The 24940-nt window shown below is 69.8% G+C and carries 27 protein-coding genes and 1 tRNA gene; 16 read left to right on the forward strand and 12 right to left on the reverse strand.

Going from position 1 to position 24940, the window contains the following annotated elements; all coding sequences use genetic code 11:
- Positions 1-39: 39 nt before the first annotated feature.
- The 4 genes from lysS (at position 40) to BJ959_RS08735 (ending at position 2780) form a co-directional block, all read left to right on the forward strand.
- Positions 40-1554, forward strand: a complete 1515-nt coding sequence (gene lysS, locus BJ959_RS08720; RefSeq protein WP_153982034.1) for a lysine--tRNA ligase — start codon at positions 40-42, stop codon at positions 1552-1554.
- A 20-nt stretch (positions 1555-1574) separates the two neighbouring features.
- Positions 1575-1730: a hypothetical protein gene (locus tag BJ959_RS08725; protein WP_153982033.1), complete on the forward strand. Its 156-nt coding sequence runs from the start codon at positions 1575-1577 to the stop codon at positions 1728-1730.
- A 138-nt stretch (positions 1731-1868) separates the two neighbouring features.
- Positions 1869-2465: a hypothetical protein gene (locus BJ959_RS08730; RefSeq protein WP_153982032.1), complete on the forward strand. Its 597-nt coding sequence runs from the start codon at positions 1869-1871 to the stop codon at positions 2463-2465.
- Positions 2466-2579: 114 nt separating this feature from the next.
- On the forward strand, positions 2580-2780 hold the full coding sequence (locus tag BJ959_RS08735) for a hypothetical protein (protein WP_153982031.1): 201 nt from the start codon (positions 2580-2582) through the stop codon (positions 2778-2780).
- 62 nt (positions 2781-2842) lie between these two features.
- On the opposite strand, the gene BJ959_RS08740 is transcribed toward BJ959_RS08735, so the two are convergent.
- The 3 genes from BJ959_RS08740 to BJ959_RS08750 form a co-directional block, all read right to left on the reverse strand.
- Positions 2843-3823 carry a pirin family protein gene (locus BJ959_RS08740; protein WP_153982030.1) on the reverse strand — a complete coding sequence of 327 codons (981 nt, stop codon included), beginning with the start codon at positions 3821-3823 and terminating at the stop codon, positions 2843-2845.
- Positions 3824-3948: 125 nt separating this feature from the next.
- Positions 3949-4185, reverse strand: a complete 237-nt coding sequence (locus tag BJ959_RS08745) for a helix-turn-helix domain-containing protein (RefSeq protein WP_153982029.1) — start codon at positions 4183-4185, stop codon at positions 3949-3951.
- A complete protein-coding gene (locus BJ959_RS08750) occupies positions 4185-4889 on the reverse strand; it encodes a hypothetical protein (RefSeq protein ID WP_153982028.1) in 705 nt (234 codons plus the stop codon). The genes BJ959_RS08745 and BJ959_RS08750 overlap by 1 nt, the downstream gene beginning before the upstream one ends.
- A 188-nt stretch (positions 4890-5077) precedes the next feature.
- Between BJ959_RS08750 and BJ959_RS08755 the strand changes: the two genes are divergently transcribed.
- The 4 genes from BJ959_RS08755 (at position 5078) to BJ959_RS08770 (ending at position 9546) form a co-directional block, all read left to right on the forward strand.
- Positions 5078-7597 carry an ATP-dependent Clp protease ATP-binding subunit gene (locus tag BJ959_RS08755; protein WP_153982027.1) on the forward strand — a complete coding sequence of 840 codons (2520 nt, stop codon included), beginning with the start codon at positions 5078-5080 and terminating at the stop codon, positions 7595-7597.
- A 186-nt stretch (positions 7598-7783) separates the two neighbouring features.
- Complete coding sequence (locus tag BJ959_RS08760; RefSeq protein ID WP_153982026.1) at positions 7784-8299, forward strand: amino-acid N-acetyltransferase; 516 nt, start codon at positions 7784-7786, stop codon at positions 8297-8299.
- Between the two features lie 92 nt (positions 8300-8391).
- The gene (locus BJ959_RS08765) at positions 8392-9024 is read left to right on the forward strand and encodes a hypothetical protein (protein ID WP_153982025.1); all 633 of its coding nucleotides are present in this window, start codon (positions 8392-8394) and stop codon (positions 9022-9024) included.
- A gap of 30 nt (positions 9025-9054) precedes the next feature.
- Positions 9055-9546, forward strand: a complete 492-nt coding sequence (locus BJ959_RS08770; protein ID WP_183321951.1) for an SseB family protein — start codon at positions 9055-9057, stop codon at positions 9544-9546.
- On the opposite strand, the gene radA is transcribed toward BJ959_RS08770, so the two are convergent.
- The gene (gene radA / locus BJ959_RS08775) at positions 9543-10892 is read right to left on the reverse strand and encodes a DNA repair protein RadA (protein WP_153982024.1); all 1350 of its coding nucleotides are present in this window, start codon (positions 10890-10892) and stop codon (positions 9543-9545) included. The two genes, BJ959_RS08770 and radA, sit on opposite strands and share 4 nt — an antisense overlap.
- Positions 10893-11018: 126 nt before the next feature.
- On the opposite strand from radA, the gene BJ959_RS08780 reads away from it, so the two are divergent.
- Positions 11019-11109 (forward strand) — tRNA-Ser (locus BJ959_RS08780).
- A 34-nt stretch (positions 11110-11143) separates the two neighbouring features.
- On the opposite strand, the gene BJ959_RS08785 is transcribed toward BJ959_RS08780, so the two are convergent.
- Together BJ959_RS08785 and BJ959_RS08790 are read right to left on the reverse strand one after the other, a co-directional pair.
- Entirely contained in the window at positions 11144-12373 is a 1230-nt protein-coding gene (locus tag BJ959_RS08785) for an IS481 family transposase (RefSeq protein WP_183321953.1), read from the reverse strand.
- A 143-nt stretch (positions 12374-12516) separates the two neighbouring features.
- A complete protein-coding gene (locus tag BJ959_RS08790; RefSeq protein ID WP_153983185.1) occupies positions 12517-13479 on the reverse strand; it encodes a quinone oxidoreductase family protein in 963 nt (320 codons plus the stop codon).
- A gap of 234 nt (positions 13480-13713) precedes the next feature.
- On the opposite strand from BJ959_RS08790, the gene BJ959_RS08795 reads away from it, so the two are divergent.
- Both BJ959_RS08795 and BJ959_RS08800 read left to right on the forward strand, forming a co-directional pair.
- Complete coding sequence (locus tag BJ959_RS08795) at positions 13714-14724, forward strand: TerC family protein (RefSeq protein WP_153983184.1); 1011 nt, start codon at positions 13714-13716, stop codon at positions 14722-14724.
- A 100-nt stretch (positions 14725-14824) separates the two neighbouring features.
- Positions 14825-16906, forward strand: coding sequence for a heavy metal translocating P-type ATPase (locus tag BJ959_RS08800; RefSeq protein ID WP_243739094.1), 2082 nt, complete (start codon positions 14825-14827; stop codon positions 16904-16906).
- Between the two features lie 52 nt (positions 16907-16958).
- Here BJ959_RS08800 and BJ959_RS08805 read toward each other — a convergent pair whose 3' ends face one another.
- Both BJ959_RS08805 and BJ959_RS08810 read right to left on the reverse strand, forming a co-directional pair.
- Complete coding sequence (locus BJ959_RS08805) at positions 16959-17822, reverse strand: SDR family oxidoreductase (RefSeq protein ID WP_183321955.1); 864 nt, start codon at positions 17820-17822, stop codon at positions 16959-16961.
- Positions 17823-17907: 85 nt separating this feature from the next.
- Positions 17908-18417 carry a MarR family winged helix-turn-helix transcriptional regulator gene (locus BJ959_RS08810; RefSeq protein ID WP_153983098.1) on the reverse strand — a complete coding sequence of 170 codons (510 nt, stop codon included), beginning with the start codon at positions 18415-18417 and terminating at the stop codon, positions 17908-17910.
- 103 nt (positions 18418-18520) lie between these two features.
- On the opposite strand from BJ959_RS08810, the gene BJ959_RS08815 reads away from it, so the two are divergent.
- The gene (locus tag BJ959_RS08815; protein WP_153983099.1) at positions 18521-19006 is read left to right on the forward strand and encodes a glutathione peroxidase; all 486 of its coding nucleotides are present in this window, start codon (positions 18521-18523) and stop codon (positions 19004-19006) included.
- Positions 19007-19030: 24 nt separating this feature from the next.
- Here BJ959_RS08815 and BJ959_RS08820 read toward each other — a convergent pair whose 3' ends face one another.
- The 3 genes from BJ959_RS08820 to BJ959_RS08830 form a co-directional block, all read right to left on the reverse strand.
- Positions 19031-19714: an RraA family protein gene (locus BJ959_RS08820; protein WP_153983100.1), complete on the reverse strand. Its 684-nt coding sequence runs from the start codon at positions 19712-19714 to the stop codon at positions 19031-19033.
- Between the two features lie 88 nt (positions 19715-19802).
- Positions 19803-20450, reverse strand: coding sequence for an alpha/beta hydrolase (locus tag BJ959_RS08825; RefSeq protein WP_153983101.1), 648 nt, complete (start codon positions 20448-20450; stop codon positions 19803-19805).
- Positions 20447-21415 (reverse strand): ring-cleaving dioxygenase, encoded by a 969-nt coding sequence (locus tag BJ959_RS08830; RefSeq protein WP_153983102.1) that lies wholly within the window; start codon positions 21413-21415, stop codon positions 20447-20449. The genes BJ959_RS08825 and BJ959_RS08830 overlap by 4 nt, the downstream gene beginning before the upstream one ends.
- 105 nt (positions 21416-21520) lie before the next feature.
- Between BJ959_RS08830 and BJ959_RS08835 the strand changes: the two genes are divergently transcribed.
- Positions 21521-21880: a hypothetical protein gene (locus tag BJ959_RS08835; protein WP_153983103.1), complete on the forward strand. Its 360-nt coding sequence runs from the start codon at positions 21521-21523 to the stop codon at positions 21878-21880.
- Between the two features lie 100 nt (positions 21881-21980).
- Positions 21981-22160: a YegP family protein gene (locus tag BJ959_RS08840; RefSeq protein WP_153983104.1), complete on the forward strand. Its 180-nt coding sequence runs from the start codon at positions 21981-21983 to the stop codon at positions 22158-22160.
- 158 nt (positions 22161-22318) lie between these two features.
- Here the strand turns inward: BJ959_RS08840 and aspS are convergent, their stop codons facing one another.
- Positions 22319-23659 (reverse strand): aspartate--tRNA(Asn) ligase, encoded by a 1341-nt coding sequence (gene aspS, locus BJ959_RS08845; RefSeq protein WP_341800061.1) that lies wholly within the window; start codon positions 23657-23659, stop codon positions 22319-22321.
- Between the two features lie 270 nt (positions 23660-23929).
- On the opposite strand from aspS, the gene BJ959_RS08850 reads away from it, so the two are divergent.
- On the forward strand, positions 23930-24544 hold the full coding sequence (locus tag BJ959_RS08850) for a cadmium resistance transporter (RefSeq protein WP_047566732.1): 615 nt from the start codon (positions 23930-23932) through the stop codon (positions 24542-24544).
- 16 nt (positions 24545-24560) lie between these two features.
- A complete protein-coding gene (locus BJ959_RS08855; protein ID WP_047566731.1) occupies positions 24561-24911 on the forward strand; it encodes an ArsR/SmtB family transcription factor in 351 nt (116 codons plus the stop codon).
- The last annotated feature ends 29 nt before the right edge of the window (positions 24912-24940 follow it).

The raw sequence follows: 24940 nt of genomic DNA on the forward strand, positions 1-24940 counted from the left end.
CCGAAGCCCGCATCCCGCCGCCGGTAGGCTGGGGGTCTGATGAGCGAGAACATCGTCGAGCCCGACACCGCTGACACCGAGCCCACTGTCGAGGAGATCGCTGAGCAGAAGCAGGTGCGCCTCGACAAGCGCCAGCGGCTGCTCGACGCCGGCATCGATCCCTACGCGGTCGGCCTCGCCGTCACCGACACGATCCCGGATGTCCGCTCGCGGTTCCCCGACCTCGAACCCGACACCGCCACGGGCGAGCGGGTCGCCCTCGCCGGCCGCATCGTGTTCAGCCGCAACACCGGCAAGCTCTGCTTCGCCACTCTGCAGGCGGGTGACGGGAGCCGCCTCCAGGTGATGGTGAGCCTCGCCGAGGTGGGCGACGAGAGCTTGGAGCGCTGGAAGGACTTCACCGACCTCGGCGACCACGTCTTCGTCGAGGGCGAGGTCATCACGAGCCGCCGCGGCGAGCTGAGCATCATGGTGTCGAACTGGGCGATCGCGGCGAAGGCGATCCTGCCGCTGCCGACCCTCCACAAGGAGCTCAGCGAGGAGACGCGCGTGCGCCAGCGCTACCTCGACCTGATCGTGCGCGAGCAGGCGCGCCAGACCGTGCGCGCCCGCGCGGTCGCGGTCGCCAGCCTGCGCAGCACCTTCGCGAGCCACGGCTACCTCGAGGTCGAGACGCCCATGCTGCAGACGATGCACGGCGGCGCATCCGCCCGCCCGTTCGTCACGCACTCGAACGCCTTCGACACCGAGCTGTACCTGCGCATCGCCCCCGAGCTGTTCCTCAAGCGCGCCGTCGTCGGCGGTATCGAGCGGGTGTTCGAGATCAACCGCAACTTCCGCAACGAGGGCGCCGACTCGACGCACAGCCCCGAGTTCGCAATGCTCGAGGCGTACCAGGCGTATGGCGACTACCACCAGATGGCCGACCTGACGCAGGAGATGATCCAGAACGCCGCGGTCGCCGTGTCGGGCTCGCACGTCGTCACCTGGGCCGACGGCACCGAGTACGACCTCGGGGGCGAGTGGGACCGCCTGAGCATGTACGACTCGCTGAGCGCCGCGGCCGGTGTCGAGATCACGCCGCAGACCCCCATGGCCGAGCTAAAGAAGCTGGCGGATGCGGTCGAGATCGAGATCGACCACCCCCTGCCCGGCAAGTACGTCGAGGAGCTGTGGGAGCACTTCGTCAAGGGAGGCCTCGTGCGGCCGACCTTCGTCATGGACTTCCCCGTCGACACCAGCCCGCTCGTGCGCGAGCACCGGTCGCGCCCCGGCATGGTCGAGAAGTGGGATCTCTACGTGCGCGGCTTCGAGCTCGCGACCGCGTACTCCGAGCTCGTCGACCCGGTCATCCAGCGCGAGCGCTTCGTCGCGCAGGCGGCGCTCGCCGCGGGCGGCGACCCCGAGGCGATGCGCCTCGACGAAGCATTCCTGACCGCGCTCGAGCACGGCATGCCGCCGTCGGGCGGCATGGGCATGGGCATCGACCGCCTGCTCATGGCGCTCACGGGCCTCGGCATCCGCGAGACGATCCTCTTCCCGCTGGTCAAGTAGCGGACGGGTAGGGTCGGCGCATGGTCTTCAATCGGGATGACGAGCTCAAGCTGCCCGGCGACGAGAACAAGAAGCCGGCCGTCAGCATGAACCGCCTGGCGCTCTGGCTGGTCGTCGGCGGAATCGGCGCCTACCTGCTGATCTCGGGCGTGATCGGCATCATCGCCAAGGGCTGATGATTCGTCAGTACCCCCAGGATGGGGGACTCACGGGGTCAGCGGTGCACGCCTAGCCTGGCGGTACCCGCACCACACTGACCCACGTCCGCGGGGAGGCCTTCGCCTCCTCGTCTCGCCCAACCCGAACGGCGACTCATGATCTCTCCCCGTCTTCGCGCCGTCATCGCGGGCGTGCCCATCGTGCTGATCGCGGTGCTCGGCATCGACACCGCGGCCCAGGCCGCAGATGCTCTGCGCATCACCGCGCCCGCGGCCGGAACGACCGTCTCGGGACCCCTCGCCGTCGAAGGGGCGGTCACCGTCGACCGTGCCGTCGAGGTGCAGGTCGGGCTCGCGCCCCAGCTGCTCGGCGAGTGCGGCGCCGTCGTCGTGTCACGCAGTGTCGAGGGGGCGGGCGCGTTCACCGTGAGCATCCCGACCACCGAGGTGCCCGATGGCGTCTACTGCCTCGTCGCGGTCGCGGATGCGGGACACCTCTCAGCCGTGCTCGCCGACATCACCGTCAACAACACCGTGACCCCGGGCGAGGAGGTCGACGAGCTGCAGCTGTCGACCCAGGCGCTCGGCGGAACCCACGACGCCGACCCTCTCGCGTCGACTGCTCCGCCGGCGATGCTCAGCCTCGGCGGCAACGCGCCGCTGCTGGGTGCCGTCGTGCTCGCTCTCACCCTCGCGCTCGCCGTCGTCGCGCTCGGTGCCGGGCTCTGGGGGCGCCGCCGCACCGCGGCCTGACCGGGGCCCGATCGCGGTCGTGTCCGGCGTCACGCGGTGACCGTGCCGCCGGGGCGCTCCCGTCGCCGGCTGCCGTCGCGCTCGCACGCAGGTGCGCGCTGTACCATAGGGGTCATGCCGGACGACTTCTGGGGCAACGCGATCTTCTCGGTGACGCCCACTATCGTTGTCGGCCTGATCTTCTGGTTCGCCATGCGGGCGATCATCCGCGCCGACCGCGCCGAGCGCGACACCTACGCGAAGGTCGAGGCCGAGGAGCGCGACCGCATCGCCCGGCAGCAGAGCAGCAAGGCCGGGGCCGACCCGCACGAGTAGGGCCTCGGCGGTTCTGCGGCTCAGCCGAACGCGCTCGGCCGATAGCGCTCAGCCGAACAGGCTCAGTCGCGCGGGCGCAGCCGCACATCGGGCATGACGGGTGCGGGCAGCGCGCGGCCGTCCCACCCCTCGACGATGCCGAAGCGGCCGGTCGCCGTGCCGAGCTCGACGACATCGGCCTGCCATTCGGCCCGGAATCGCACGATCTCGTCGTGCTCGCGGCCGATGAAGTTCCACCACATGACGATCGGCTCGCCGAGCGGCTCGCCGCCCAGAAGCAGCGCGCGCACGGGATGCTCGCCCGCCGCGATCCGCAGCCGCGAGCGACCCGCGGGCGCGGAGCCGAGGTGCGCGGCGGGCAGCTCGGTGCCCTCGAGATGCGCGGGCCCCGCATCCACGAGCAGGCCGTGCTCGAAGGCCGGATCCACGGGCAGGTCGAGGGTCGCCCCGGCGGGCAGGTCGAGCTGTGCGCCGAGCAGGCGGGTGTAGATGGTGACGGGGCCGCTGCCCTCCGCATCCGTCGCCAGTCGCCCGACGAAGACGCGCAGGGTCGCCGGGCCGACGGTCACCGGCGCGATCGCCGCGTGCTCGAAGAACGGCGCGACGTGCCGGTCGCGGTCGGGCAGTGCGACCCACAGCTGCGCGCCGTGCAGGCGCCGGGTCGGCGGCGTCGAGACCTCCGAGTGCTGGATTCCGGAGCCGGCCGTCATCAGGTTCACCTCGCCGGGGCGCACGAGCTGGTGCGCTCCGGTGGAGTCGCGGTGCTCGACCTCGCCCTCGAACAGCCAGGTCACCGTCTGCAGGCCGGTGTGCGGATGCGGCGGCACGAGCATGCCGCCCGATTCGGCGACATCGTCGGGGCCGTAGTGGTCGACGAAGCACCACGCCCCGATCATGCTACGCGCCCGCTGCGGCAGCGTGCGGCGAACGGTCATGGCGCGCGGCCCGCCGAGTGGAACCTCGCGCGGCTCGAGCACCTGGATGCCCGCCCCGGGCCCATCGTCGCAGACGAGCTCGGCGGGCTCGGCCTCGAGGTTGCTCATGCCGCCACCCTACGACTGCCGCGCTGGGCTGGGTTGTGTTCGTAACTCATGCTGAATCGGCCGATGTGCCGCGGTGCCGCGACACATTCGGCACGACAGCCTGAGTTGCGAACGGGCCCGCCACATCACGAGCGGTCGATGACGAGCAGGTCGCCGACCTCGCAGTCGAGCGCGGTGCAGATCGCCCGCAGGGTCGAGAACCGGATCGCCCGAGCACGGTCGTTCTTCAGCACCGAGAGGTTGACGATGCTCACGCCGACCAGCTCGCTCAGCCGGGTGAGCGTCATGCCGCGTTGTTCGAGCAGCTCGTCGAGCCGGCAGTGGATGCCCGTCTCCTCGTCATCCGAGACCGCCGGGCTCATCAGACCAGCCCGCGGGTGTCGCTCTGCAGGCGCTCGCCGTTGCGGATCAGCCCCGCGATGACCACGAGCGCGAGGCCGACACCCACCGGCACGAGATCGACGACGACTGTCGGCGGGATGGAGGTCAAACCTTCCCCGTTGACGTCGGGTCGGAGGGTAGAGAGCATTTCGGCCGCGCGAGCCCCCGAGAATGCGCTGGCGAGCTGTGCGGCGATCGACCCGATGGCGAGCACCGAGCCGCCGATCACTATGAGCCTGGCAAGGTGTGGCGTGAATGGTTCGGCCGAGACCGACTGCCGCGCCAGTCGCGCGACCATCACGAGCAGCGTCACGACGACGACGGTAGTGATGACGACCTCAGCCACCACGAGAATTCGAGTCAGCACGTCGAGACCGCTGGCAGTGAGCGTCATGGTCACCTGTTCGGTGCCTCCGCTCACCACGCTCGCGTCGCTCGCTCGAAGGTCTGCTGGCGGGATGTCCGCACTCGCAATGACGGGCACCTGCAGGCTGAGCGTCGGGAACGCGAACGCGGCGACGATGCCGACGATGCCCGCGACGGCAGACAGCAGGGCGAGCACGAGGGACCCGCCAGCAACGAGTCGCGGCAACCAGGGGCGTGGGGATTCTCGCCGACCTATGCCGCCCACGAGCAGTACAGCGAATACGAGTACGGCGAGCAGGACGATCGTGAACGGATCCATCACAGTTCCTATCGATATTCGTTATTAACGATATTCGATATCGTACGAGGATGCGCGGGGCGCCGCTACCCGTCGCCACAAACCCTCACGCCTACGGCGAACACGGGCAGTTCTGCGGGGGTGCCCTGGTTACCCTCGATACAGCGGCTCCGCATCCTGTCGACGGCGTCGCGTGAGGAGAGTGCGAGATGTTCGAACGGTTCACCGACCGGGCCCGTCGTGTGGTGGTGCTGGCGCAAGAAGAAGCCAAGATGCTCAACCACAACTACATCGGTACCGAGCACATCCTCCTCGGCCTGATCCACGAGGGCGAGGGCGTCGCCGCGAAGGCGCTCGAGTCGCTCAACATCTCGCTCGACGCCGTGCGCGAGCAGGTGCAAGACATCATCGGCCAGGGGCAGCAGCAGCCGACCGGGCACATCCCGTTCACGCCGCGCGCCAAGAAGGTGCTCGAGCTGTCGCTGCGCGAGGCCCTGCAGCTCGGCCACAACTACATCGGCACCGAGCACATCCTGCTCGGCCTGATCCGCGAGGGCGAGGGCGTCGCCGCTCAGGTGCTCGTCAAGCTCGGCGCCGACCTCAACCGCGTGCGCCAGCAGGTCATCCAGCTGCTGTCGGGCTACCAGGGCAAGGAGGCCGTCGCTGTCGGCGGCGACAGCCCCAGCCCCGACAAGGGCTCGCAGGTGCTCGACCAGTTCGGCCGCAACCTCACGGCGGCCGCGCGCGAGGGCAAGCTCGACCCGGTGATCGGCCGCGAGAAGGAGGCCGAGCGGGTCATGCAGATTCTCTCGCGCCGCTCGAAGAACAACCCCGTGCTGATCGGCGAGCCCGGCGTCGGCAAGACCGCCGTCGTCGAGGGCCTCGCCCAGGCGATCGTCAAGGGCGAGGTGCCCGAGACGCTCAAAGACAAGCAGCTGTACTCGCTCGACCTCGGCTCGCTCATCGCCGGCTCGCGCTACCGCGGTGACTTCGAGGAGCGCCTGAAGAAGGTCACGAAGGAGATCCGCACCCGCGGCGACATCATCGTCTTCATCGACGAGATCCACACCCTCGTGGGTGCCGGTGCTGCGGAGGGAGCGATCGATGCGGCGAGCATCCTGAAGCCTCTGCTGGCGCGCGGCGAGCTGCAGACCATCGGGGCGACGACCCTCGACGAGTACCGCAAGCACTTCGAGAAGGATGCCGCTCTCGAGCGCCGCTTCCAGCCGGTGATGGTCAACGAGCCGGCGCTGCCGCACGCGATCAACATCCTCAAGGGGCTGCGCGACAAGTACGAGGCCTTCCACAAGGTGTCGATCACCGACGGCGCGATCGTCGCCGCGGTCAACCTCGCCGATCGCTACGTGCAAGACCGCTTCCTGCCCGACAAGGCCATCGACCTCATCGACGAGGCCGGCGCTCGCCTGCGCCTGTCGATCCTGTCGTCGCCGCCCGAGCTGCGCGAGTTCGACGAGAAGATCGCGGCCGTGCGCGCCGACAAGGAGCTGGCGATCGAGAACCAGGACTTCGAGAAGGCCGCCGCGCTGCGCGACGACGAGAAGAAGCTGCTCGGTGAGCGGCTGCGTCTCGAGAAGCAGTGGCGCGCGGGCGAGGTCGCCGCGAGCGGCGTCGTCGACGAGGGCGTCATCGCCGAGGTGCTCGCCCAGGCCACGGGCATCCCCGTCTTCAAGCTGACGGAGGAGGAGTCGAGCCGCCTCATCTTCATGGAGAAGGCCCTGCACCAGCGGGTCATCGGCCAGGAGGAGGCGATCTCGGTGCTCGCCAAGACGATCCGCCGCACGCGCGCGGGCCTGAAAGACCCGAAGCGCCCCTCGGGCTCGTTCATCTTCGCCGGCCCCACGGGTGTCGGAAAGACCGAGCTCGCGAAGGCGCTCGCCGAGTTCCTGTTCGACGACGAGGGCGCGCTCATCGCGCTCGACATGTCTGAGTACGGCGAGAAGCACACCGTCTCGCGCCTGTTCGGTGCCCCTCCCGGCTTCGTCGGCTTCGAGGAGGGCGGCCAGCTGACCGAGAAGGTGCGGCGCAAGCCGTTCTCGGTGGTGCTCTTCGACGAGATCGAGAAGGCGCACCCCGACATCTTCAACTCGCTGCTGCAGGTGCTCGAGGAGGGGCGCCTGACCGACGGTCAGGGTCGCGTCGTCGACTTCAAGAACACGGTCATCATCATGACGACCAACCTCGGCACGAAGGACATCACGGGCGGCCCGGTCGGCTTCACGATCGAGGGCAACCAGGCGGCGACCTACCAGGCGATGCGCGCCAAGGTCGTCGAGGAGCTGAAGAAGCACTTCAAGCCCGAGTTCCTGAACCGTGTCGACGAGACCATCGTCTTCCCGCAGCTGACGCAGGACGAGCTGCTGCAGATCGTCGACCTGTTCGTGAAGCGCCTGCGCGAGCGTCTGCTCGACCGCGACATGACGATCGAGGTCTCGCAGGCCGCGAAGGAGCAGCTCATCAAGGTGGGCTGGGACCCGACGCTCGGTGCCCGACCCCTGCGCCGCGCGGTGCAGCACGAGATCGAGGATGCCCTCAGCGAGCGCATCCTGCACGGCGACCTCGACGCCGGCGACCACATCGCGGTCGACTTCGTCGACGGGGCGTTCACCTTCGCGACCACGAAGCGCGAGCTCGCGGCCGTCGAGGCCGGGCCCGCGGGCGCGTCGGCTGCCTCGGCGGCCGACGCCGGCGAGCTGCCGCCGCTCGACTAGGCCGTCACGCACGTACGCGGCGGGCATCCCACACCGGATGCCCGCCGCGTGGTCGTTGTGCCCGTTCGCCGATGTCACAAATCACGGATCTTCGGCTTGCCGAGGGGGTTGCTTGCCGATGACGCGCGGGATGCGGAGCCGGAGTTCCGTGATTTGTGACAGGCAGCGCGGCTCTAGGCTGGCGGGGTGACCAGCAGGAGCTTCCACGTGCGCCCGGCGCGCACGACCGACGTGCGGGCGATCAAGCGGCTGGTCGAGCCGCTCGTGCAGCAGCGCATCCTGCTCGGCAAGGAGCTCGTCGTGTTCTTCGAGTCGCTGCAAGAGTTCCGCGTCGCCGTCGACGACGCCACGGGCGAGGTCATCGGGTGCGGCGCCCTGCACGTGATCTGGGAGGACTTGGGCGAGGTGCGCACCCTCGCCGCGCGCGACGACTGGCGCGGCAAGGGCGTCGGGCACGCTCTGCTCGAGAGCTTGGAGGCCGAGGCGCGCGAACTCGGCCTGAAGCGCCTGTTCTGCCTCACCTTCGAGGTCGAGTTCTTCACGCGGCACGGCTTCGAGCCGACCGGCGAGCAGCTGCTCGTCGACCCCGAGGTGTACGCCGAGCTCGTCCGCTCGCCCGACGAGGGCATCGCGGAGTTCCTCGACCTCTCGCGCGTCAAGCCGAACACCCTCGGCAACACGCGCATGCTCAAGACGCTGTAGCCGCGCACCCGCGCCTTGGCGAGCCCTGCGAAGGCGGCCACACGCCGGGCGAGCATCCGGCCCCCGCACCGCGCCGGGCCTACCCTGACGGCATGTCGACGATCCGCAACCCTGTCGGACCGCTGCCGCCGGAGGTCTACTGGCGCCGCCGCCTCGTCGTGGGCCTGGGCGCCCTCGCCGTGATCGTCATCATCGTGCTCATCATCGTGCGCCCCGGTTCGGGCGAGCCAGCCGATCAGCCGACCCCCGACCCGGCGACGACCGAGAGCGCCGCTCCCGGCGGAGAGGGAGACACGGAGTCGGGTGGCGCCCTCGGCGAGGTGACAGCGTGCACCGCCGACCAGATCGAGGTCACGCCGGTCACCGACTCCGACGTGTACGGCCCCGACCAGCAGCCGCAGCTGTCGCTCACGATCACCAACACTGGCGCCGCCCCGTGCACCATGCAGGTCGGTACCGACGTGCAGTCGTACGTCATCACCTCGGGCAGCGACCGCATCTGGGCCTCGACCGACTGCCAGCAGGAACCGGTCGCGGCCGAGCGCATCCTGCAGCCCGGCGAGGAGGTGTCGAGCACGCCGTTCCCGTGGAGCCGCACCCGCTCGTCGCCGAACGACTGCGACGCGCAGCGGGCCCCCGTCATCGCCGGCGGCGCGACATACCGCCTCAGCGTCAGCGTGGGCGAGTTCGAGAGCGACGGCGACCGCCCGTTCATCCTCAACTAGCGCGCACCGCCCCCGCGTAGGCTGTTCGGGATGCCCAAGAAGCGCCCCTCGAAACGCCCCGGCCGCGCGCCGCGGCCCGTCGGCCTGCCCGCCGCCGCGCTGCCCGCCTCGACCCTGCCGCCCGAGCAGCGGCTCGGAGCCGCGCTCGCCCGCCAGGATGCCGCCGCCGTGGCGTTCGCCCTGCGCAACGACCACGTGATCGTGCCGCTGCTGCCCGTCGAGGGCGAGCCGCAGGTGCGGGTGTTCCGCCGCGGCGAGGCCGACAAGTACATGCTGCTGCTGTTCTCGGCGCCGGAGAATTACGCCGCCATGACCCCGCAGGAGCCCGAGCACCGCGTGCTCGCCTACGACGGCGAGACCCTGCGCGACTTCCTCGAGCAGAACATCGGCGTGCTCGAGGCCGTGTGGTTCGACGTCGCCGGCCCGTACGCGATGCAGGCCGAGCCGCAGGACGTGCTCGACGCGCTGCGGCTGCCGCGCGAGGGTGCAGACCCGGCTGCCGGCGACGACGCCCAGGCCTAGAACTCGGGCACGTCGAGCGCGTCGTCGTGCGCGCTCGCGAACGCGAGCCGCACGGCCTCGCGCAGGTGCAGCGCCGAGGCGTCGACCACCGTGGTGTAGCCGAGGCGCGCTGCTTCGGCGGCCCGCTGGCTGGCGCCCGACACCGCGCGGATCTCGCCGGCGAGACTGATTTCACCGATCGCCGCGAGGTGAGCATCCAGGGCCTTCTCGCGGCGCGCGCTCGCGACGGCGAGGGCGATGGCGAGGTCGGCGGCGGGTTCGGTCAGGCGGATGCCGCCGACGGTCGACACGTAGACGTCGAAGCCCGAGAGCGGCATGCCGCAGCGCCGTTCGAGCACGGCGAGCAGCATGGCGACGCGCGACGAGTCGACGCCATTGACGACCCGGCGAGGCTGGGGGGCGTTCGAGGCGACAATGAGCGCCTGCACCTCGACGGGCAGGGCGCGACGGCCCTCCATGGCGATGGCGACGCACGTGCCGCTCACGGGGGTGCTCGAGCCCGAGCGGAACAGGATCGACGGGTCGGCGACTTCGGCGATGCCGTCGCCGGTCATCTCGAAGCAGCCGACCTCATCGGTCGGGCCGAAGCGGTTCTTGAGCGCGCGCACGAACCGCAGTGCGGTCTGGCGGTCGCCCTCGAACTGGCAGACCACGTCGACGAGGTGCTCGAGCAGACGCGGGCCGGCGATCGTGCCGTCTTTCGTCACATGGCCGACGAGCACCACGGGAACCTCGCGCTCCTTCGCCACACGGATCAGCGTCGCCGCGACCTCGCGCACCTGCGAGACGCCGCCGGCGAGCCCCTCGACGAGCGACGACGCCACGGTCTGCACCGAGTCGACGATGACGAGCGCGGGCTGCACCTCGTCGATCTGGCCGAGGATCGTCGCGAGATCGGTCTCGCTCGCCAGGTAGAGCTCGGGCGTCAGCGCGCCCGTGCGCTCGGCCCGAAGCCGCACCTGCGCCACCGACTCCTCCGCGCTCACGTAGAGCACGCGCTGGCCATGCTTCGCCGCCCGCGCCGCGACCTCGAGCAGCAGGGTCGACTTGCCGACCCCCGGCTCGCCCGACAGCAGAATGGCGGCGCCGGGCACGATGCCCCCGCCGAGCACCCGATCGAACTCGGCGATGCCCGTGGGCGTGTGGCTGGTCTCGCGCGGCTCGATCGAGGTGATGGGGCGTGCGGCCCGACCCGCGGCGGGGCGGCTCGCGGCGGTGCGCGGCTGGGCCGGAGCATCCTTCTCGATGACTGTGCCCCACTGCTGGCACTCGCCGCAGCGCCCGGCCCACTTCAGGGTCGTCCAGCCGCACTCTGTGCAGACGAAGTTCGCGGTGGGCTTAGCCATGGTCGCTACAGAATACGGGCCGCCACCGACGCCTCGGTGCCGGTCCCGCACAGGGCGGCGGGCGGATGCGGGCCCGCGTCCGACGCCGGTTCGACCCACCCGCTCGCCTGTACTAAACTCTCCCGCGGTGACGTGTCCGAGCGGCCGAAGGTGCAACTCTCGAAAAGTTGTGTGGGTGTTGAGCCCACCGTGGGTTCAAATCCCACCGTCACCGCCAGTGTCCTGTCTCAGGACATAGGAAACCCTCGAACCTATTGGTTCGGGGGTTTCCTTCGTTTCTGGGGGCCTTTCGGTCGTCCGGTGGGCTGATAGTCGCGGCTGGTGTCGATGGTGAGCTCGCGCAGCAGCTCGCCGGTTGCGGCGTTGATCACGGTGACGTCGAGGTCGTTGACGAGCACGAGAACGTGGGTTCCGGTGTGGGTTCGTCCGATGCCGATGTGGTGCAGTCTGCTGGCGATGCGCAGGGTGATGCAGCCGGTCTTGTCGATGCGGTCGTGGCGGATGCGCGTGTGGTGGTCGGCGTCTCGTGCGCCGGGGGTCGGGGAGGCTTTCGGTAAGGCTTGGTAGCGGGCTGCGGGGGTCGCGTGGTGGGGCAGGGACCGATGCGGGCGGCGAAAGTTGTATTCCTCGACGAACTCATCCAGCAGCTGTTGCAGCTGCTGAAGCGTCGCCGGTTGCGGGGTCTGCGCTCGGAGCCAGTTCTTCATCGTCTGCTGGAACCGTTCGACCTTGCCCTGCGTTTGCGGGTGCGAGGGGGAGCCGTTCTTCTGCACGATGTTGCGGGTGCGCAGTTCCGTTTCGAAGGCGTTGCGGCCTCCTCGGCGCCCGTATCCGGAGTGCTTGACGGTGAAGATCATGCCGTTGTCGGTCAGCGTTGACGCGGGATCGCCGTGCTTTTCGGCGGCAGCTCGGAAGGTGGTGACCACGATCGGGGTGGTGACCGCCTGGTGGGCGGTCACCGAGAGGGCGAGGCGGGTGCAGTCATCCAGCCAGGTCAGGATCTCGGCGTTCGCGCCGTCGCCGTCGCCGTCGCCGTCGAGACGATAGTGGGTGACGTCGGACTGCCAGCGTTCGTTGGGCAGCGCGGCTTCGAAGCGGACATAGGAGGACTTGGGGCGTTTCTTCGGTTCGGGCTCGATGAGGCCTTGCCGTTTCAGGGTGCGCCAGATCGTCGCCGGCGATACGACCGTGTCGTGGTGGTGGTGCAGGTGCCAGGCGATGGTGTGGGCGCCGGCGTCGAGACCTTTCCGCGTGAGCTGCTCGCGCAGCTGCACGATCAGCTCAACAGTGGTCGGAGGGATCGCGTTCGGGGTGGTGCGGGGGCGGCGGGAGCGCGGCTCCAGCGCCGCGTCGCCGTCGATGCGCCAGCGGGCCATGAGTTTTGACACCCATCCGGGTGAGACGCCGTAGGTGCGGGCTGCTTCGGCTTGGGTCAGGCCCTGGATGGTGATGGCGGTGATGATCAGGCGCGCTTTGGACACGTCCTTGAGGGTGTCGGGATGTTTCCTATGTCGTGAGACAGGGGTTTCCTATGTCCTGAAACTAGACACCACCGTCACCGCCAGTGTGAAGGCCCCGAGTCGATCGACTCGGGGCCTTTCGCATGCCGGCCGTCGGGCGGCGACTACGGCACCAGCAGCACCTTGCCGGTCGTGCCGCGGCTCGCGAGTGCGGCCTGCGCGGCGCCGGCCTCGGCGAGCGGGAAGCGGGCGCCGATGCGCACGTCGAGCGACCCCGACTCGAGCATCGCGAACAGCTCGCGGTAGCGGCCCGACCGCTCGGCGGGGGTGCGCAGGAAGTGCCCGAGCGAGGGGCGGGTGACGCTAAGCGACCCGCCCGCGTTGAGGCGCTGCAGGTCGAAGGGCGGCACCGGTCCGCTCGCGGCGCCGAACAGCACGAGCTCGCCGCGTACCGCGAGGCTCGCCAGCGAGTCGTCGAAGGTCGCCCGCCCGACCCCGTCGTACACCACGGGAACGCCTGCGCCGTCGGTGAGCGCGCGCACCGCATCCGTGAAGCCCTCGTACGGAATGCTGCGCCAGGCACCCGCCGCCCGACTCAGCTCGGCCTTCTCGTCATCGGAGGTCGTCGTGATCACGCGCACCCCGCGGGCGACGAGCACCTGGGTGAGCAGCAGGCCGACCCCGCCGGCGCCGGCGTGCACGAGCACCGTCTCTCCGGGCTTCGGATGCGCCGCTGCGGTCGCCAGGTAGTGCGCGGTCAGCCCCTGCAGCGGCAGGGCCGCGGCGACGTCGAGCCCGATGCCCTCGGGCACCACGACCGCGCGCTCGGCGGGCACGGTGAACAGCTCGGCGTAGGTGCCGGTCGCTTCGGCCGTGCACACGCGGTCGCCCATCTGCAGGGTCGTGACGCCCTCGCCGAGCGCCTCCACGACGCCGGCTCCCTCCGAACCCGGGGTGAAGGGCAGGCTCACGCGGTAGCCGCCGGTGCGCTGGTAGATCTCGATGAAGTTGAGCCCGGCGGCGTGCGTGCGCACGAGCACCTCGCCGGGGGCGGGGGTGGGAGGCGGAGCATCCGTCGCCCGCAGCACCTCGGGCCCGCCCGTCTCGGTCATGACGATCGCGCGCATGAACCCTCCTTGCATTGGGGAGTCTCAGCCTAGAACGGCGAGGGCACCGAACTCCGAGTACGCCGAGAGCGGCACGAACCCGACTCGGATTGCCGGTATCCTAAGTCGGTTCAAGGGGAGTAGTCCTTCGAAGCCGACTCGTCAGTACGGGCGCGCCATCGCGCTCCGGGCGGCTTGCATCATGCAGATGGTGCGGACGAGACCTTGGTCAGCCGCCCTGTCCAAGGAGCCCTCATGGGTGTCACACCCCTCATCTGGATCATCACGATCGCCGTCACTGTCGCGTTCTTCATCTGGGAGTTCTACGCGCACGTGCGCAAGCCGCACGAGCCGACCATCGCCGAATCGGCGAAGTGGTCGGCGTTCTACATCGCCCTGGCGCTGCTCTTCGGCGTGGGCATCGGAATGGTGTCGGGCTGGCAGTTCGGCGGCGAGTACTTCGCCGGCTACCTCACCGAGAAGGCGCTGTCGGTCGACAACCTCTTCGTCTTCCTCCTGGTCATGTCGGCCTTCGCGGTGCCCAAGATGTACCAGCAGAAGGTGCTCCTGATCGGCATCGCCATCGCGCTCATCATGCGCGGAATCTTCATCGCCGTGGGCGCGACCCTGATCGCGAACTTCTCGTGGATCTTCTACATCTTCGGCGCCCTGCTGCTCGTGCTGGCCTACCGTCAGGCTTTCGCCTCGCATGACAACGACCCGCAGAACCTGCGCATCGTGCAGTTCGCTCGCCGCCACCTGCCCTTCGTCGACCAGTATCACGGCGACAAGATGTCGGTGAAGATCGACGGCAAGCGCTTCTTCACGCCCATGCTGCTGGTGATCGTCGCCATCGGATTCGTCGACCTCATCTTCGCCGTCGACTCGATCCCGGCCATCTACGGCCTGACCGAGGAGGCGTACATCGTCTTCACCGCGAACGCCTTCGCGCTCATGGGTCTGCGCCAGCTGTACTTCCTGATCGGCGGACTGCTCGAGCGTCTCGTCTACCTCGCGCAGGGCCTCGCGGTGATTCTCTCGTTCATCGGCATCAAGCTGATCTCTCACGCCCTCAAGGTCAACGAGCTGCCCTTCATCAACGGCGGTGAGCCGGTGAAGTGGGTTCCCGAGATCCCGATCTGGTTCTCGTTGGGGTTCATCGCGACGACGATCATCGTCGCCACCGTCCTGAGCCTGTGGAAGACCCGCAAGGACGCCGGCCGGGAGGCCGGCGATGTCGAGCAGGAGCCCGCCTCGCGCCACTAGCAGCAGCATGCACCGACCGATGCGGCGGGGGATGCCCTCCGCCGCATCGTCGTTTCCGCCGACCGTTGAAAATACCCAGGGGGGTATTACCGTGGTCGGCATGAACGAGACATCCACGCACCACGACCGCGCGGCGCACGATGCGCACGGCGCGCACGATGCTCACGGCGCGCACGATGCTCACGGCGTGCACCACGGCCACAGCGATCACGGCGGCCACGACGGCCACGTCGCGATCTTCCGCCGCCTCTTCTGGTGGAACCTGCTCCTCGCGATCCCGGTCGTCGCCTTCAGCGGCATGTTCGCGATGGTGCTCGGCTACGAGCTGCCGGAGATCCCGGGCATCGAGTGGATCTCCCCCGTGCTCGGCACGGTGATCTTCGCGTGGGGTGGTCGCCCCTTCCTGACGGGGGCGGTCGACGAGCTGCGCCGTCGGCGCCCCGGCATGATGCTGCTGATCGGCCTCGCGATCACGACCGCCTTCGTCGCCAGCATGGGCGCCAGCCTCGGCGTGCTGCCGCACGAGCTCGACTTCTGGTGGGAGCTCGCCCTGCTGGTCGTGATCATGCTGCTCGGCCACTGGATCGAGATGCGCTCGCTCGCGCAGACCACGAATGCGCTCGACGCGCTCGCGGCACTTCTGCCCGACGAGGCCGAGCGCGTCACCGCCGACGGCATCGAGGCGGTCGCGCCGAGCTCCCTGGGCGTCGGTGACGTCGTCGTCGTGCGCCCGGGTGCACGGGTGCCGGCCGATGGGGAGATCGTGGACGGCGCGGCGTCCTTCGATGAGTCGATGATCACCGGAGAATCCCGCACCGTCCGCCGGGCGGCCGGGGGCACGGTGGTGGCGGGAACGGTGGCGACCGACTCGGGGGTGCGGGTGCGCGTCGCGGCCGTCGGCGACGATACGGCGCTCGCGGGCATCCGTCGCCTCGTCGCCGAGGCGCAGGCCTCATCGTCGCGTGCGCAACGGCTGGCGGACATCGCCGCGGCCTGGCTGTTCTGGTTCGCGCTCGGCGCCGCCGCCATCACCGCCGTCGTCTGGTTCACGGTCGGGATGCCCGGGGACGCGATCATCCGCACGATCACCGTGCTCGTCATCGCGTGCCCCCACGCGCTCGGCCTCGCGATCCCGCTCGTCGTGTCGATCGCCACCGAGCGCGCGGCCCGCGGCGGTGTGCTGGTCAAGGACCGCCTCGCGCTCGAGCGCATGCGCACCGTCGACGCCGTGCTCTTCGACAAGACCGGCACGCTGACCAAGGGTGCCCCGACGGTGACCGACGTCGAGTCGGCGGGGGACCACGATGCCGACGAACTGCTGGCCCTGGCCGCCGCGGCGGAGGCGGACAGCGAGCACCCCTTGGCGCGGGCGATCGTGCGGGCCGCCGAGGGGCGCGGGCTGAGCATCCCGACGGCGGCCGACTTCACATCGAGCCCCGCGACCGGCGTGACCGCTCGGATCGGCGCGCTCACGGTGAGCGTCGGCGGGCCGGCCATGCTCGCCCGCCACGATGCCGCCGAACTGCCCGTCGCGGACGCCTGGCGCGAGGAGGGCGCGATCATCCTGCACGTGCTGGTCGACGAGGAGGTCGTCGGGGCGCTCGCGCTCGCCGATGAGATCCGCGCCGAGTCGCGGCAAGCCGTCGAGTCCCTCCACGCTCGCGGCATCACCGTGGTCATGATCACGGGTGACGCGGAAGCGGTCGCGCAGTCGGTCGCCCGCGAGCTCGGCATCGACCGGGTGTTCGCGGGGGTGCGGCCCGAGCACAAGGCCGCGAAGGTGGCCGAGCTGCAGGCCGAGGGCCTCACGGTCGCGATGGTCGGCGACGGCGTCAACGACGCCCCGGCGCTCGCGGCTGCTGACGTCGGCATCGCGATCGGCGCGGGCACGGACGTCGCCATCGGCTCGGCCGGCGTGATCCTGGCCAGCGACGACCCGCGCTCGGTGCTGTCGGTGATCGAGCTGTCGCGCGCGAGCTACCGCAAGATGCAGCAGAACCTCTGGTGGGCGGCGGGCTACAACCTGCTCTCCGTGCCGCTCGCGGCGGGCATCCTTGCTCCCGTCGGGTTCATCCTCCCGATGTCGGTCGGGGCGCTGCTCATGTCGGCGTCCACCGTGGTGGTCGCGCTGAACGCGCAGCTGCTGCGGCGACTCGACCTGCGCCCCGAGCGCATGCGCTGAGCTCCCCGCCGATGCGACGAACGAGGGCCGCCCCGGAGGCGGCCCTCGTTTCTCAGCGTGCGGCCTTCGCCGCGGCGAACTCCTTGCTGCGGCGCAGGTAGGCGCGCAGGCCGCGCAGCGGCACCGGCACCGGCCAGTCATCGCTGCGGAAGTAGGCGTCGGTGCCGCCGTCGACGATGATCTGGCTGCCGACCAGGAAGTCGGCGGCCGGCGAGAGCATGAACTCGACCCAGGCGGCGATGCCCTCCGGGGTGCCGAACCCGCCGGCGGGAACCGGGAACGACTCGATCGCCCCCGCGGTCTCGGGGTCATCGAGCTGGGCCTGCAGCAGCGGCGTCAGGATCGCGCCCGGGGCGACCGCGTTGAGACGGATGCCCGCACCGATCCATTCCGCGCGCACGGCCGCGCGGCGCATCCACCGGGTCAGCGCGATCTTCGAGCCCGCGTAGACGAAGGCGCCGGCGTTGTCGCCCATCAGTTTCGTCGAGGCGACGGCCTTGGCCCGATCACCCTTCAGGAATGCCCGGATGGTGCGGCTCGACACCAGCGGCACCGTGGTGGTCGAGTTCGACGAGAAGATGACGACCTTCGCGCCGCCGGCGGCCGCGAGCGCCTCGCGCCAGCCCTCGAGCAGCTCGACGGTGCCGAAGTAGTTGACCTCGGCGATCAGCCGCAGCCGCTCGTCGCCCTTGCCGGGGCCGAGCCCGGCGGCCAGCACGGCCCCGTCGAGGCGCGGGCCCGCTGCGGCGAGCACCGCGGTGATGGCCGCGCGGCGACCCTCCGGGGTCGACAGGTCGGCGATGACCTCGGCGTCGCGCAGGTCGACACCGATGACGGTGTGCCCGGCGGCGCGGAGGCGGTCGGCGGCGGCGCGGCCCATGCCCGATGCCGAGCCGGTGACGGCGTAGATGGCCATGTCGTTCTCTCTTTCTGGGGTGTGCGCCGCGCGCGTGCGCGGTCGCGGTGATGCGGTCGGTCGACGGGTGTCGTGACGGCGGTGGTCAGGCGACGGGCGGTCCGGCCGCCTCGCGGTCGAGGGCGGCGGCGAAGCGCAGGAGCAGTCGCTGCAGGTCGGCGCGGTCGTCGGCGCTCCAGTCGTTCAGCAGGCGCTCCATGAGCTGGTCGCCCGCCGCGAACAGGGCGCTCGCCTGCGCGCGGCCAGCGGGGGTCAGCGCGAGCACCGTCGAGCGCCGGTCGTCGGGATGAGGGGCGCGCACGACGATCCCGTAGGCGGCGAGGCTCTCGATCACCCGGCTGGCGGTGGCCGGCGAGCAGTGCAGCGCCGCGGCCAGGGCCGTGGGTGTCCGCGCCTGCCCGGTGCTGATCGCGAAGAGGGCGGGCAGCGCGTTCGGGTCGTCGGGCAGGGCGCGGGCATCCACCACCTGCCGCTGGAAGCGCGCCGACGAGAACGTCGACATCAGACGGATGATCGCCGCGAGCGCGGCCGACCGGTAGGGCAGGTCGAGCGCGGGCGCGTCGGCGGCCTGCGGCTCATCGAGCTTCCGTGCCATGCTCCCTCGCCCTCTCGTCGGCGGCCCGTGCGCCGGGTACTTTCAGAGTAGAAGTTTTGCATACGACCCGGGGATTCCCAGCCGGGCCTCCTACCGTCGAGTCATGACCGTTCTCCTGGATGCCCCGCTCACGATGATTGACGGCCGCGAAACGACCTTCGCCGAGTTCGCCGGTCAGGTCGTCCTGGTGGTCAACGTCGCATCGCGCTGCGGTCTCGCGCCGCAGTACGAGTCGCTCGAGCGGCTGCAGAAGACGTACAGCGATCGTGGCTTCACCGTGCTCGGCGTGCCCTCGAACCAGTTCCTGCAAGAGCTCTCGAGTGAGAAGAAGATCGCCGAGTACTGCAGCATGACCTGGGGCGTGACCTTCCCGATGACCGAGAAGACCAAGGTCAACGGCAAGAAGCGGCATCCGCTCTACGCGCAGCTCGTCGAGACCCCCGACAGCCACGGGCTCGCCGGCCCGGTCGCCTGGAACTTCGAGAAGTTCCTCGTGCTGCCGAACGGCGAGGTGCACCGCTTCCGCCCGAACGTGCAGCCCGACGCGCCCGAGATCATCGCCCTCATCGAGGCGAACCTGCCGCGCTGACCCGTCCGGCGCACCCGGGTGTGGTCAGACCTCGATCGCGCCGCCGCGTTCGGCGAGGTAGCGCCGCAGGCTGAGGTCGGGCTCGGTCGCCTGCCGGGCTCGATAGCCCGCGAAGTCGAGCTGCGCGCGCAGGCTGGCGCCGGCCCGCATCCGCTCGGCCTGGGCGGTTTCGACCTGCTGGATGGCCCGAGCGGACTCGAGGACGCGCGGCCAGTCGGCGGTCGGGATGAGCAGCACCCCGTCGTCGTCGGCCGCGACCATGTCGTCGGCCGTCACCTCGACGCCGTCGAGCCATGCCGTGCGCATCGAGCGCCCGGCGGGCGGAACCCGGCGCGGTCCCGGCGGGAGGGCGCCGCGGCTGTGCACGGGCAGACCGATCTCGATCAGCTGCGCCGTATCGCGGTGGCGGCCCCAGATGATGATGGCCGCGAGTCCTGCCTCGCGGGCCTCGAGGGTGACGAGATCGCCGACGCAGGCCTCGTCATCGCGGCCGCCGTTGTCGACGACGAGCACCGCTCCGGTCGGCGCATCGTCGATCGCCTCGAGGAACACGTCGACGCTCCCGGCGTGCGTGACCGGCATGGCCGGCCCCGCGATCGGGGCGTGCGGGGCGATCGGGCACAGGGATGCGGGCCCGACGCGCAGCGGCACGCCGAGCCGCACGCAGGCATCGGCGAGGGCCGCAGTCGGCGGAGCAGGTTCGATCATGCCGCCCACTCTGCCACCGCGGGCCTCGCGGTGCGCGCCGAACGCAGCCCGCCGCCCGGAACTCGCCGCCTGTCGCCGGCGAGGGCGGTCAGAGCCGCGCGGCCACCCACTGCTGCGCCGCGGCCAGCTCGGCGCGGTCGATGCCGTGCCCGCCGGGGCGGCGGTGCCGGCCGACGGATGCGCCCCGCGCGGTCGCGTAGGCCTCGAGCCGGTCGACGCTCGCCGCCGGTGCCATCGGATCCTGGTCGCCGTTGAGCAGCAGCAGTGCGACCCCGGCCGCCGAGCCGCTCGGCTCGCGGTCGGCGAAGGGGTGCATGCCGCTGAACGCGACGACGGTGGACACCACGCCCGGGTGCAGCAGCGCGGTCGCGAGCGCGATGTTGGCCCCGTTCGAGAATCCTGTGGCGATCAGTCGGCGCTCGCCGAGCCCGTAGCGCTCGCGCGCCGCGGTGACGAAGGCGGCGAGCTCGCCGGCGCGGGCGATCACGTCGTCGACGTCGAACACCCCCTCGCCGAGACGGCGGAACCAGCGGTTCGCCGTCCCTTCGCGCACACGGCCGCGCGGCGAGAGCACGGCGGCGCCGGGCACGAGAGCGGGGCCCAGTGCGGCGATCTCCCGCTCATCGCCGCCGGTGCCGTGCAGCGTGAGCACGACGGGCGCGTCGGCGGCGTCACCCTCGGTGAAGGTGTGCGGCCACTCAGTGAGGTCGACCGTCGGCAGAGCATCCGCGCTCATGCGGCCACCTCGGGGTTGTTCTCCTCCGGCAGCTGCACGGGGATCACGGCGCGCTCGATCTGCTCGCGCGAGGGCTCGAGCCACGGCGGGAGCTTGAGCGAGCGGCCGAGCTCGAGCAGCGGCTCGTCGATGGCGAAGCCGGGGGTGTCGGTGGCGATCTCGAAGAGCACCCCGCCCGGCTCGCGGAAGTAGATCGAAGTGAAGTACTGGCGATCGAGGATCTCGGTGACCCGGTGGCCCTTGCTCGCGAGCTCGTCGCGCCACAGTTGCTGCGTGGCCTGGTCGGGCACGCGGAAGGCGATGTGGTGCACGGTGCCGCCCGCGCTCAGGCCCGTGGGGGCGAGGCTCGAGGCGTGCACGTCGACGAGGGCGCCGGGCATGCCGTCACCCGCGGCGAGACGGGTGCGATTGCCCTCCTCCTCGACGATGCGCATGCCGAGGTCGTTAACCATGAGAGCAATGGTGCGCTCGGCGTCGCGCACCGTCAGCACGCTGGAGTGCTGGCCACGGATGGCGTACTCGGCGGGAACGCTCGCCGAGTCCCACGGGTCGCGCGGATCGTGCTGGTGCGTGGCGACGAGCTCGATCTGCAGGCCGTCGGGATCGCGCACGAGCAGGCGCTCCTCGCTCGACGACGTCGAGGTGATGCGCGCCTCGGCGCCCACCGAGGCGAAGTGGTCGACCCACCAGCCCAGCGAGCCGGCCGGAACCGAGAAGGCGGTCGAGGTCGACTGGCCCGCGCCGATGCGGCCGGGCTGGATGCCACGCCACGGGAAGAAGGTCATGAGCGTGCCGGGGCGACCCGACTCGTCGCCGTAGTACAGGTGGTAGGTACCGGGGTCGTCGAAGTTGACGGTCTTCTTGACCAGGCGCAGGCCCAGCCCGCGGATGTAGAAATCGATGTTCTTCTGCGGGTCGCCGGCGATCGCGGTGACGTGGTGCAGGCCTTCGGTGGTTGCGGTCATGGTCGACTCTTTCGATCGGGGGCTCTCGATGATATCCATGCAAACGCATAGAGCGCCAGGCGTATTCCGGGGCAACCGCTCAGCAAGTCGTTCTACCGTGGGGGCATGCTCGACGCCCTCCGCCAGCTGCTGCGCCGCCCGGCCGAGCCCGCGGAGTACTGCGCCACGATCGTCGTCATGAGCGCCGTCACGAAGCTGGATGCTCTCGCCATCGTCGCCCTCGCCGTTGACCGCCCCGTCGAGCAGCAGAAGACGATGCGCCCGTACGTGCTGCTCGACGGCGCCGGGTACCGCGACGGCGCGTGGGTCGAGATCGAGATCCCCAAGTTCGGCGAGCCGCCGCCGCTCGCGATCGACGTCTACTCGACGGTCAGCGACGATCACGCGCGGCTGCAGGCGCTCACCCTGCTCGCGCGCCTGGAGGAGGACACCGGCTGGCGCGTGCGACCCGATTTCACTCTCTAGTCGCCGCGCATGCGCCCACGGGGTCTGGCGCGGCGTGCGGCCGCGGCATAGCATCCCGAACAGGGGTGGCGATGGAGCCGTCCACAGACGGGAGAGTCCGATGAAGTTCGAGATCGTCAAGGGCAAGAGCGAGAAGCAGCCGTACTTCTGGCGCATCGTGTCGGCCAACGGCCAGACGCTTGCCGTCAGCGAGAACTACGTGCAGAAGTCGTCGGCGAAGAGCGCCGTCGAGTCGGTCATGAAGAACGCCGCGGGCGCGACGATCGTCGACCTCACCTAGGCGCCGCGCGTTGCGCAGGTCGCGACGTGCAGCTCGGTCGGCCGAATCGCCCTGGCGATGAGTCGCTCTGTTCGCGGTGACTGCGAATGTTCGGCGTCATCGCCAACGGGCGACCTCATGGCGGCCGGGGCCGGCGCGGCGCGGCGCCGTGCGGCGCGCTACGGCAGCAGGCGGGTCGGTCCGCGGAAGAGGTACGTCGTCTCGCGGATCGACCCGAGGCCCAGCATGAGCATCAGCACGCGTGCGAGGCCCATGCCGAAGCCACCGTGCGGCGGCACGCCGTAGCGGAAGAAGTCGAGGTAGAACTCGAGCTCCTCCGGCTCCAGCCCCTTCTCGCGCGCCTGCCCGATGAGCACGTCGAGACGGTGCTCGCGCTGGGCGCCGGTGGAGATCTCGGTGCCGTTGTAGAGCAGGTCGTAGCTGTTGGTGACCGTCGGGTCGCCCTCGCGGCGCATGTGGTAGAAAGGCCGGATTCCGGTGGCGTAGTCGGTGACGAACACGAAGTCGCTGCCGTGGTTGGCCTTCACCCAGGCCGACAGACGGCGCTCGGCCTCCGGGTCGAGGTCACCGTCGGCGCGGGGGATCTCGTAGCCGCCATCCGCCACGATCTGGCGCGCCTCGGCGAGCGGGATGCGGGGGAACGGCGTCGTCGGCGCGCTCAGCTCGACACCGAACGCCGCCTCGATCGCCGCACCGTGCTTCGCGGCCACGGCACCGATCGCGTGCGCGAGCAGCTGCTCGTGCATCTGCATGACGTCCTCGTGCGAGTCGATCCAGCTGATCTCGGCGTCGATCGACGTGAACTCGGTCGCGTGCCGCGAGGTGAAGGAGGGGTCGGCGCGGAAGGCCGGGGCGATCTCGAACACCTTGCCGAAGCCGGCCGGCTGCGCCATCTGCTTGAAGAACTGCGGGCTCTGCGCGAGGTAGGCCTTCGTCTCGAAGTACTCCATCTCGAACAGCTCGGCGCGGCTCTCGGAGGCGCTCGCCATGAGCTTGGGCGTGTGGATCTCGATGAAGTCGCGCTCGACCCACCAGCTGCGCAGCGCGTGCTCGAAGGTGGTCTGGATCTTGAAGATCAGGGAGGCCTCGGGGCGGCGCAGGTCGAGGAAGCGCCAGTCGAGGCGCTTGTCGAGGCTCGAGTCGTCGGCGATGGGCGTCTCGGGAAGCGCCTCGCTCACCACCTCGAGGGTCGCGATCTTGACTTCGATACCGCCGAGCTTCACGCGCTCGTCGTGCTTGAGCTCGCCCGTGACGCGGATCATCGTGCCGTGCGCGAGCCCGCCGATCGTCTCGGTGAGCGCAGCGGCGGCGTGCTCTTCTGCCGAGGCGCCGTCCTCGAGGTCTCTCGTCGCCGGGTTGACCAGCTGCACAGCCCCCGACTCGTCGCGCAGGATGACGAACTGCACCTTCTTCTGGTCGCGGACGGTCTCGACCCACCCCGCCACTGTCACGAAGCCGTCGGGGAAGGGGGCGAGGTTTTTGATGGGGGTGCGAGTCACGAGAGAAGAGCCTACCGTCGCCCGGATGCGCGGCTCGGGGCTCTCTCGTGAGAGGTCCGCGTATCCGCCCGCTGGCATCTTTGGCGTGTCCGGCGAGGCTGACCCTACGGCTTCCCTGCCGCTCGTCGGGGCAACGCTCACATCAGTGACGTTGTAGGCCGCACATCGAGGGTTCGGCAACAGCCTGAAACCTTCTGCAAGGTATTCATCATCGCTAAAGGACGATAACATCGCTGATACTTAATGTTTACAGAACGAAGAGGAGCCAGCGTGATTTCAACGATCGTTGTCGCTGCAGGCATGTTCGCGGCGACCAATATCGATGACATCGTGGTGCTGACGGTCCTGTTCCTGGCCTCGACGCGGGGCGGACCCCGACCTTGGCAGATCGTGCTGGGCCAGTACCTCGGTTTCAGTACCTTGGTCGCCATCAGCGTGGTCGCCGCGCTGGGTCTCACCGTTGTTCCGGATCAGTGGGTTGGCTTCCTCGGCGTCATACCACTTGCTATCGGCGTCATCGGGCTCTTTCGCGGGCTCCGCAAGAGCAAAGACGATGACGATGACGAAGCAGAGTCGGCGCTGAAGGCGGTCGGGCTTCTCGGTGTCGCGGGGATCACCATTGCGAATGGAGCGGACAATATCTCGCTCTACACGCCGGTGTTCCGCACCTTTTCGCCGACAGACACGGCGATTACGATCGTGGTGTTCCTCGTCCTCGTGGCCGCATGGTGCGCGCTCGGGCGGGCGATCGGCACGAACCGGAGAGTGACCGAGGCGCTCGAACGAATAGAGCATTGGCTCGTGCCCGTGGTCTTCATCGGGCTCGGCCTCTTCATCCTTGTCGAGTCGGGCGTTGTTCCTCGGTTGATCGATGTCCTCGGCTGACCCTTGCGATCGAATCATGACGGTGTCGACGTCCGATTCCGCTCGGTCGGTTCTCAAACCGGCGGCCGCTCTGTTTCACAGCCTCGCCGATCCCGCTCGCCTCGGAGTGCTACAGATTCTTATGAGCGGAGAGAAGAGGGTTGCCGAGATCACCGAGCAACTCGGCTTGGCTCAGTCCACCGTCTCCCAGCACCTTGCTTGTCTCCGCGAATGTGAACTGGTGGCAGTGCGCCCGGTGGGGCGTTCCTCGCTGTATTCGCTCACCCACCCTGAGCTCTTTGACCTACTCCGTTCAGCTGAGCGGCTGCTCGACGCCACCGGCGAATCTGTGACCCTCTGCAAGAACTACGGCGCCGCGTCTCGCTGACGCCACTCCTGTCAGTGTCACGGCACACT

It is taken from the genome of Microcella frigidaquae, from assembly GCF_014200395.1.
GTDB lineage: Bacteria > Actinomycetota > Actinomycetes > Actinomycetales > Microbacteriaceae > Microcella > Microcella frigidaquae.

Coding starts and splice junctions, on each gene's coding strand:
- BJ959_RS08735 (WP_153982031.1), top strand. CDS start 2,580: ATGCCGGACGACTTCTGGGGCAACGCGATCTTCTCGGTGACGCCCACT.
- BJ959_RS08765 (WP_153982025.1), top strand. CDS start 8,392: ATGTCGACGATCCGCAACCCTGTCGGACCGCTGCCGCCGGAGGTCTAC.
- BJ959_RS08855 (WP_047566731.1), top strand. CDS start 24,561: ATGACGGTGTCGACGTCCGATTCCGCTCGGTCGGTTCTCAAACCGGCG.
- BJ959_RS08815 (WP_153983099.1), top strand. CDS start 18,521: ATGACCGTTCTCCTGGATGCCCCGCTCACGATGATTGACGGCCGCGAA.
- BJ959_RS08810 (WP_153983098.1), bottom strand. CDS start 18,417: ATGGCACGGAAGCTCGATGAGCCGCAGGCCGCCGACGCGCCCGCGCTC.
- BJ959_RS08825 (WP_153983101.1), bottom strand. CDS start 20,450: ATGAGCGCGGATGCTCTGCCGACGGTCGACCTCACTGAGTGGCCGCAC.
- BJ959_RS08830 (WP_153983102.1), bottom strand. CDS start 21,415: ATGACCGCAACCACCGAAGGCCTGCACCACGTCACCGCGATCGCCGGC.
- BJ959_RS08740 (WP_153982030.1), bottom strand. CDS start 3,823: ATGAGCAACCTCGAGGCCGAGCCCGCCGAGCTCGTCTGCGACGATGGG.
- BJ959_RS08840 (WP_153983104.1), top strand. CDS start 21,981: ATGAAGTTCGAGATCGTCAAGGGCAAGAGCGAGAAGCAGCCGTACTTC.
- BJ959_RS08790 (WP_153983185.1), bottom strand. CDS start 13,479: ATGCGCGCGATCGTCATGACCGAGACGGGCGGGCCCGAGGTGCTGCGG.
- BJ959_RS08800 (WP_243739094.1), top strand. CDS start 14,825: ATGAACGAGACATCCACGCACCACGACCGCGCGGCGCACGATGCGCAC.
- lysS (WP_153982034.1), top strand. CDS start 40: ATGAGCGAGAACATCGTCGAGCCCGACACCGCTGACACCGAGCCCACT.
- BJ959_RS08805 (WP_183321955.1), bottom strand. CDS start 17,822: ATGGCCATCTACGCCGTCACCGGCTCGGCATCGGGCATGGGCCGCGCC.
- BJ959_RS08725 (WP_153982033.1), top strand. CDS start 1,575: ATGGTCTTCAATCGGGATGACGAGCTCAAGCTGCCCGGCGACGAGAAC.
- BJ959_RS08835 (WP_153983103.1), top strand. CDS start 21,521: ATGCTCGACGCCCTCCGCCAGCTGCTGCGCCGCCCGGCCGAGCCCGCG.
- BJ959_RS08750 (WP_153982028.1), bottom strand. CDS start 4,889: ATGGATCCGTTCACGATCGTCCTGCTCGCCGTACTCGTATTCGCTGTA.
- BJ959_RS08745 (WP_153982029.1), bottom strand. CDS start 4,185: ATGAGCCCGGCGGTCTCGGATGACGAGGAGACGGGCATCCACTGCCGG.
- radA (WP_153982024.1), bottom strand. CDS start 10,892: ATGGCTAAGCCCACCGCGAACTTCGTCTGCACAGAGTGCGGCTGGACG.
- BJ959_RS08820 (WP_153983100.1), bottom strand. CDS start 19,714: ATGATCGAACCTGCTCCGCCGACTGCGGCCCTCGCCGATGCCTGCGTG.
- BJ959_RS08770 (WP_183321951.1), top strand. CDS start 9,055: ATGCCCAAGAAGCGCCCCTCGAAACGCCCCGGCCGCGCGCCGCGGCCC.
- BJ959_RS08755 (WP_153982027.1), top strand. CDS start 5,078: ATGTTCGAACGGTTCACCGACCGGGCCCGTCGTGTGGTGGTGCTGGCG.
- BJ959_RS08730 (WP_153982032.1), top strand. CDS start 1,869: ATGATCTCTCCCCGTCTTCGCGCCGTCATCGCGGGCGTGCCCATCGTG.
- BJ959_RS08795 (WP_153983184.1), top strand. CDS start 13,714: ATGGGTGTCACACCCCTCATCTGGATCATCACGATCGCCGTCACTGTC.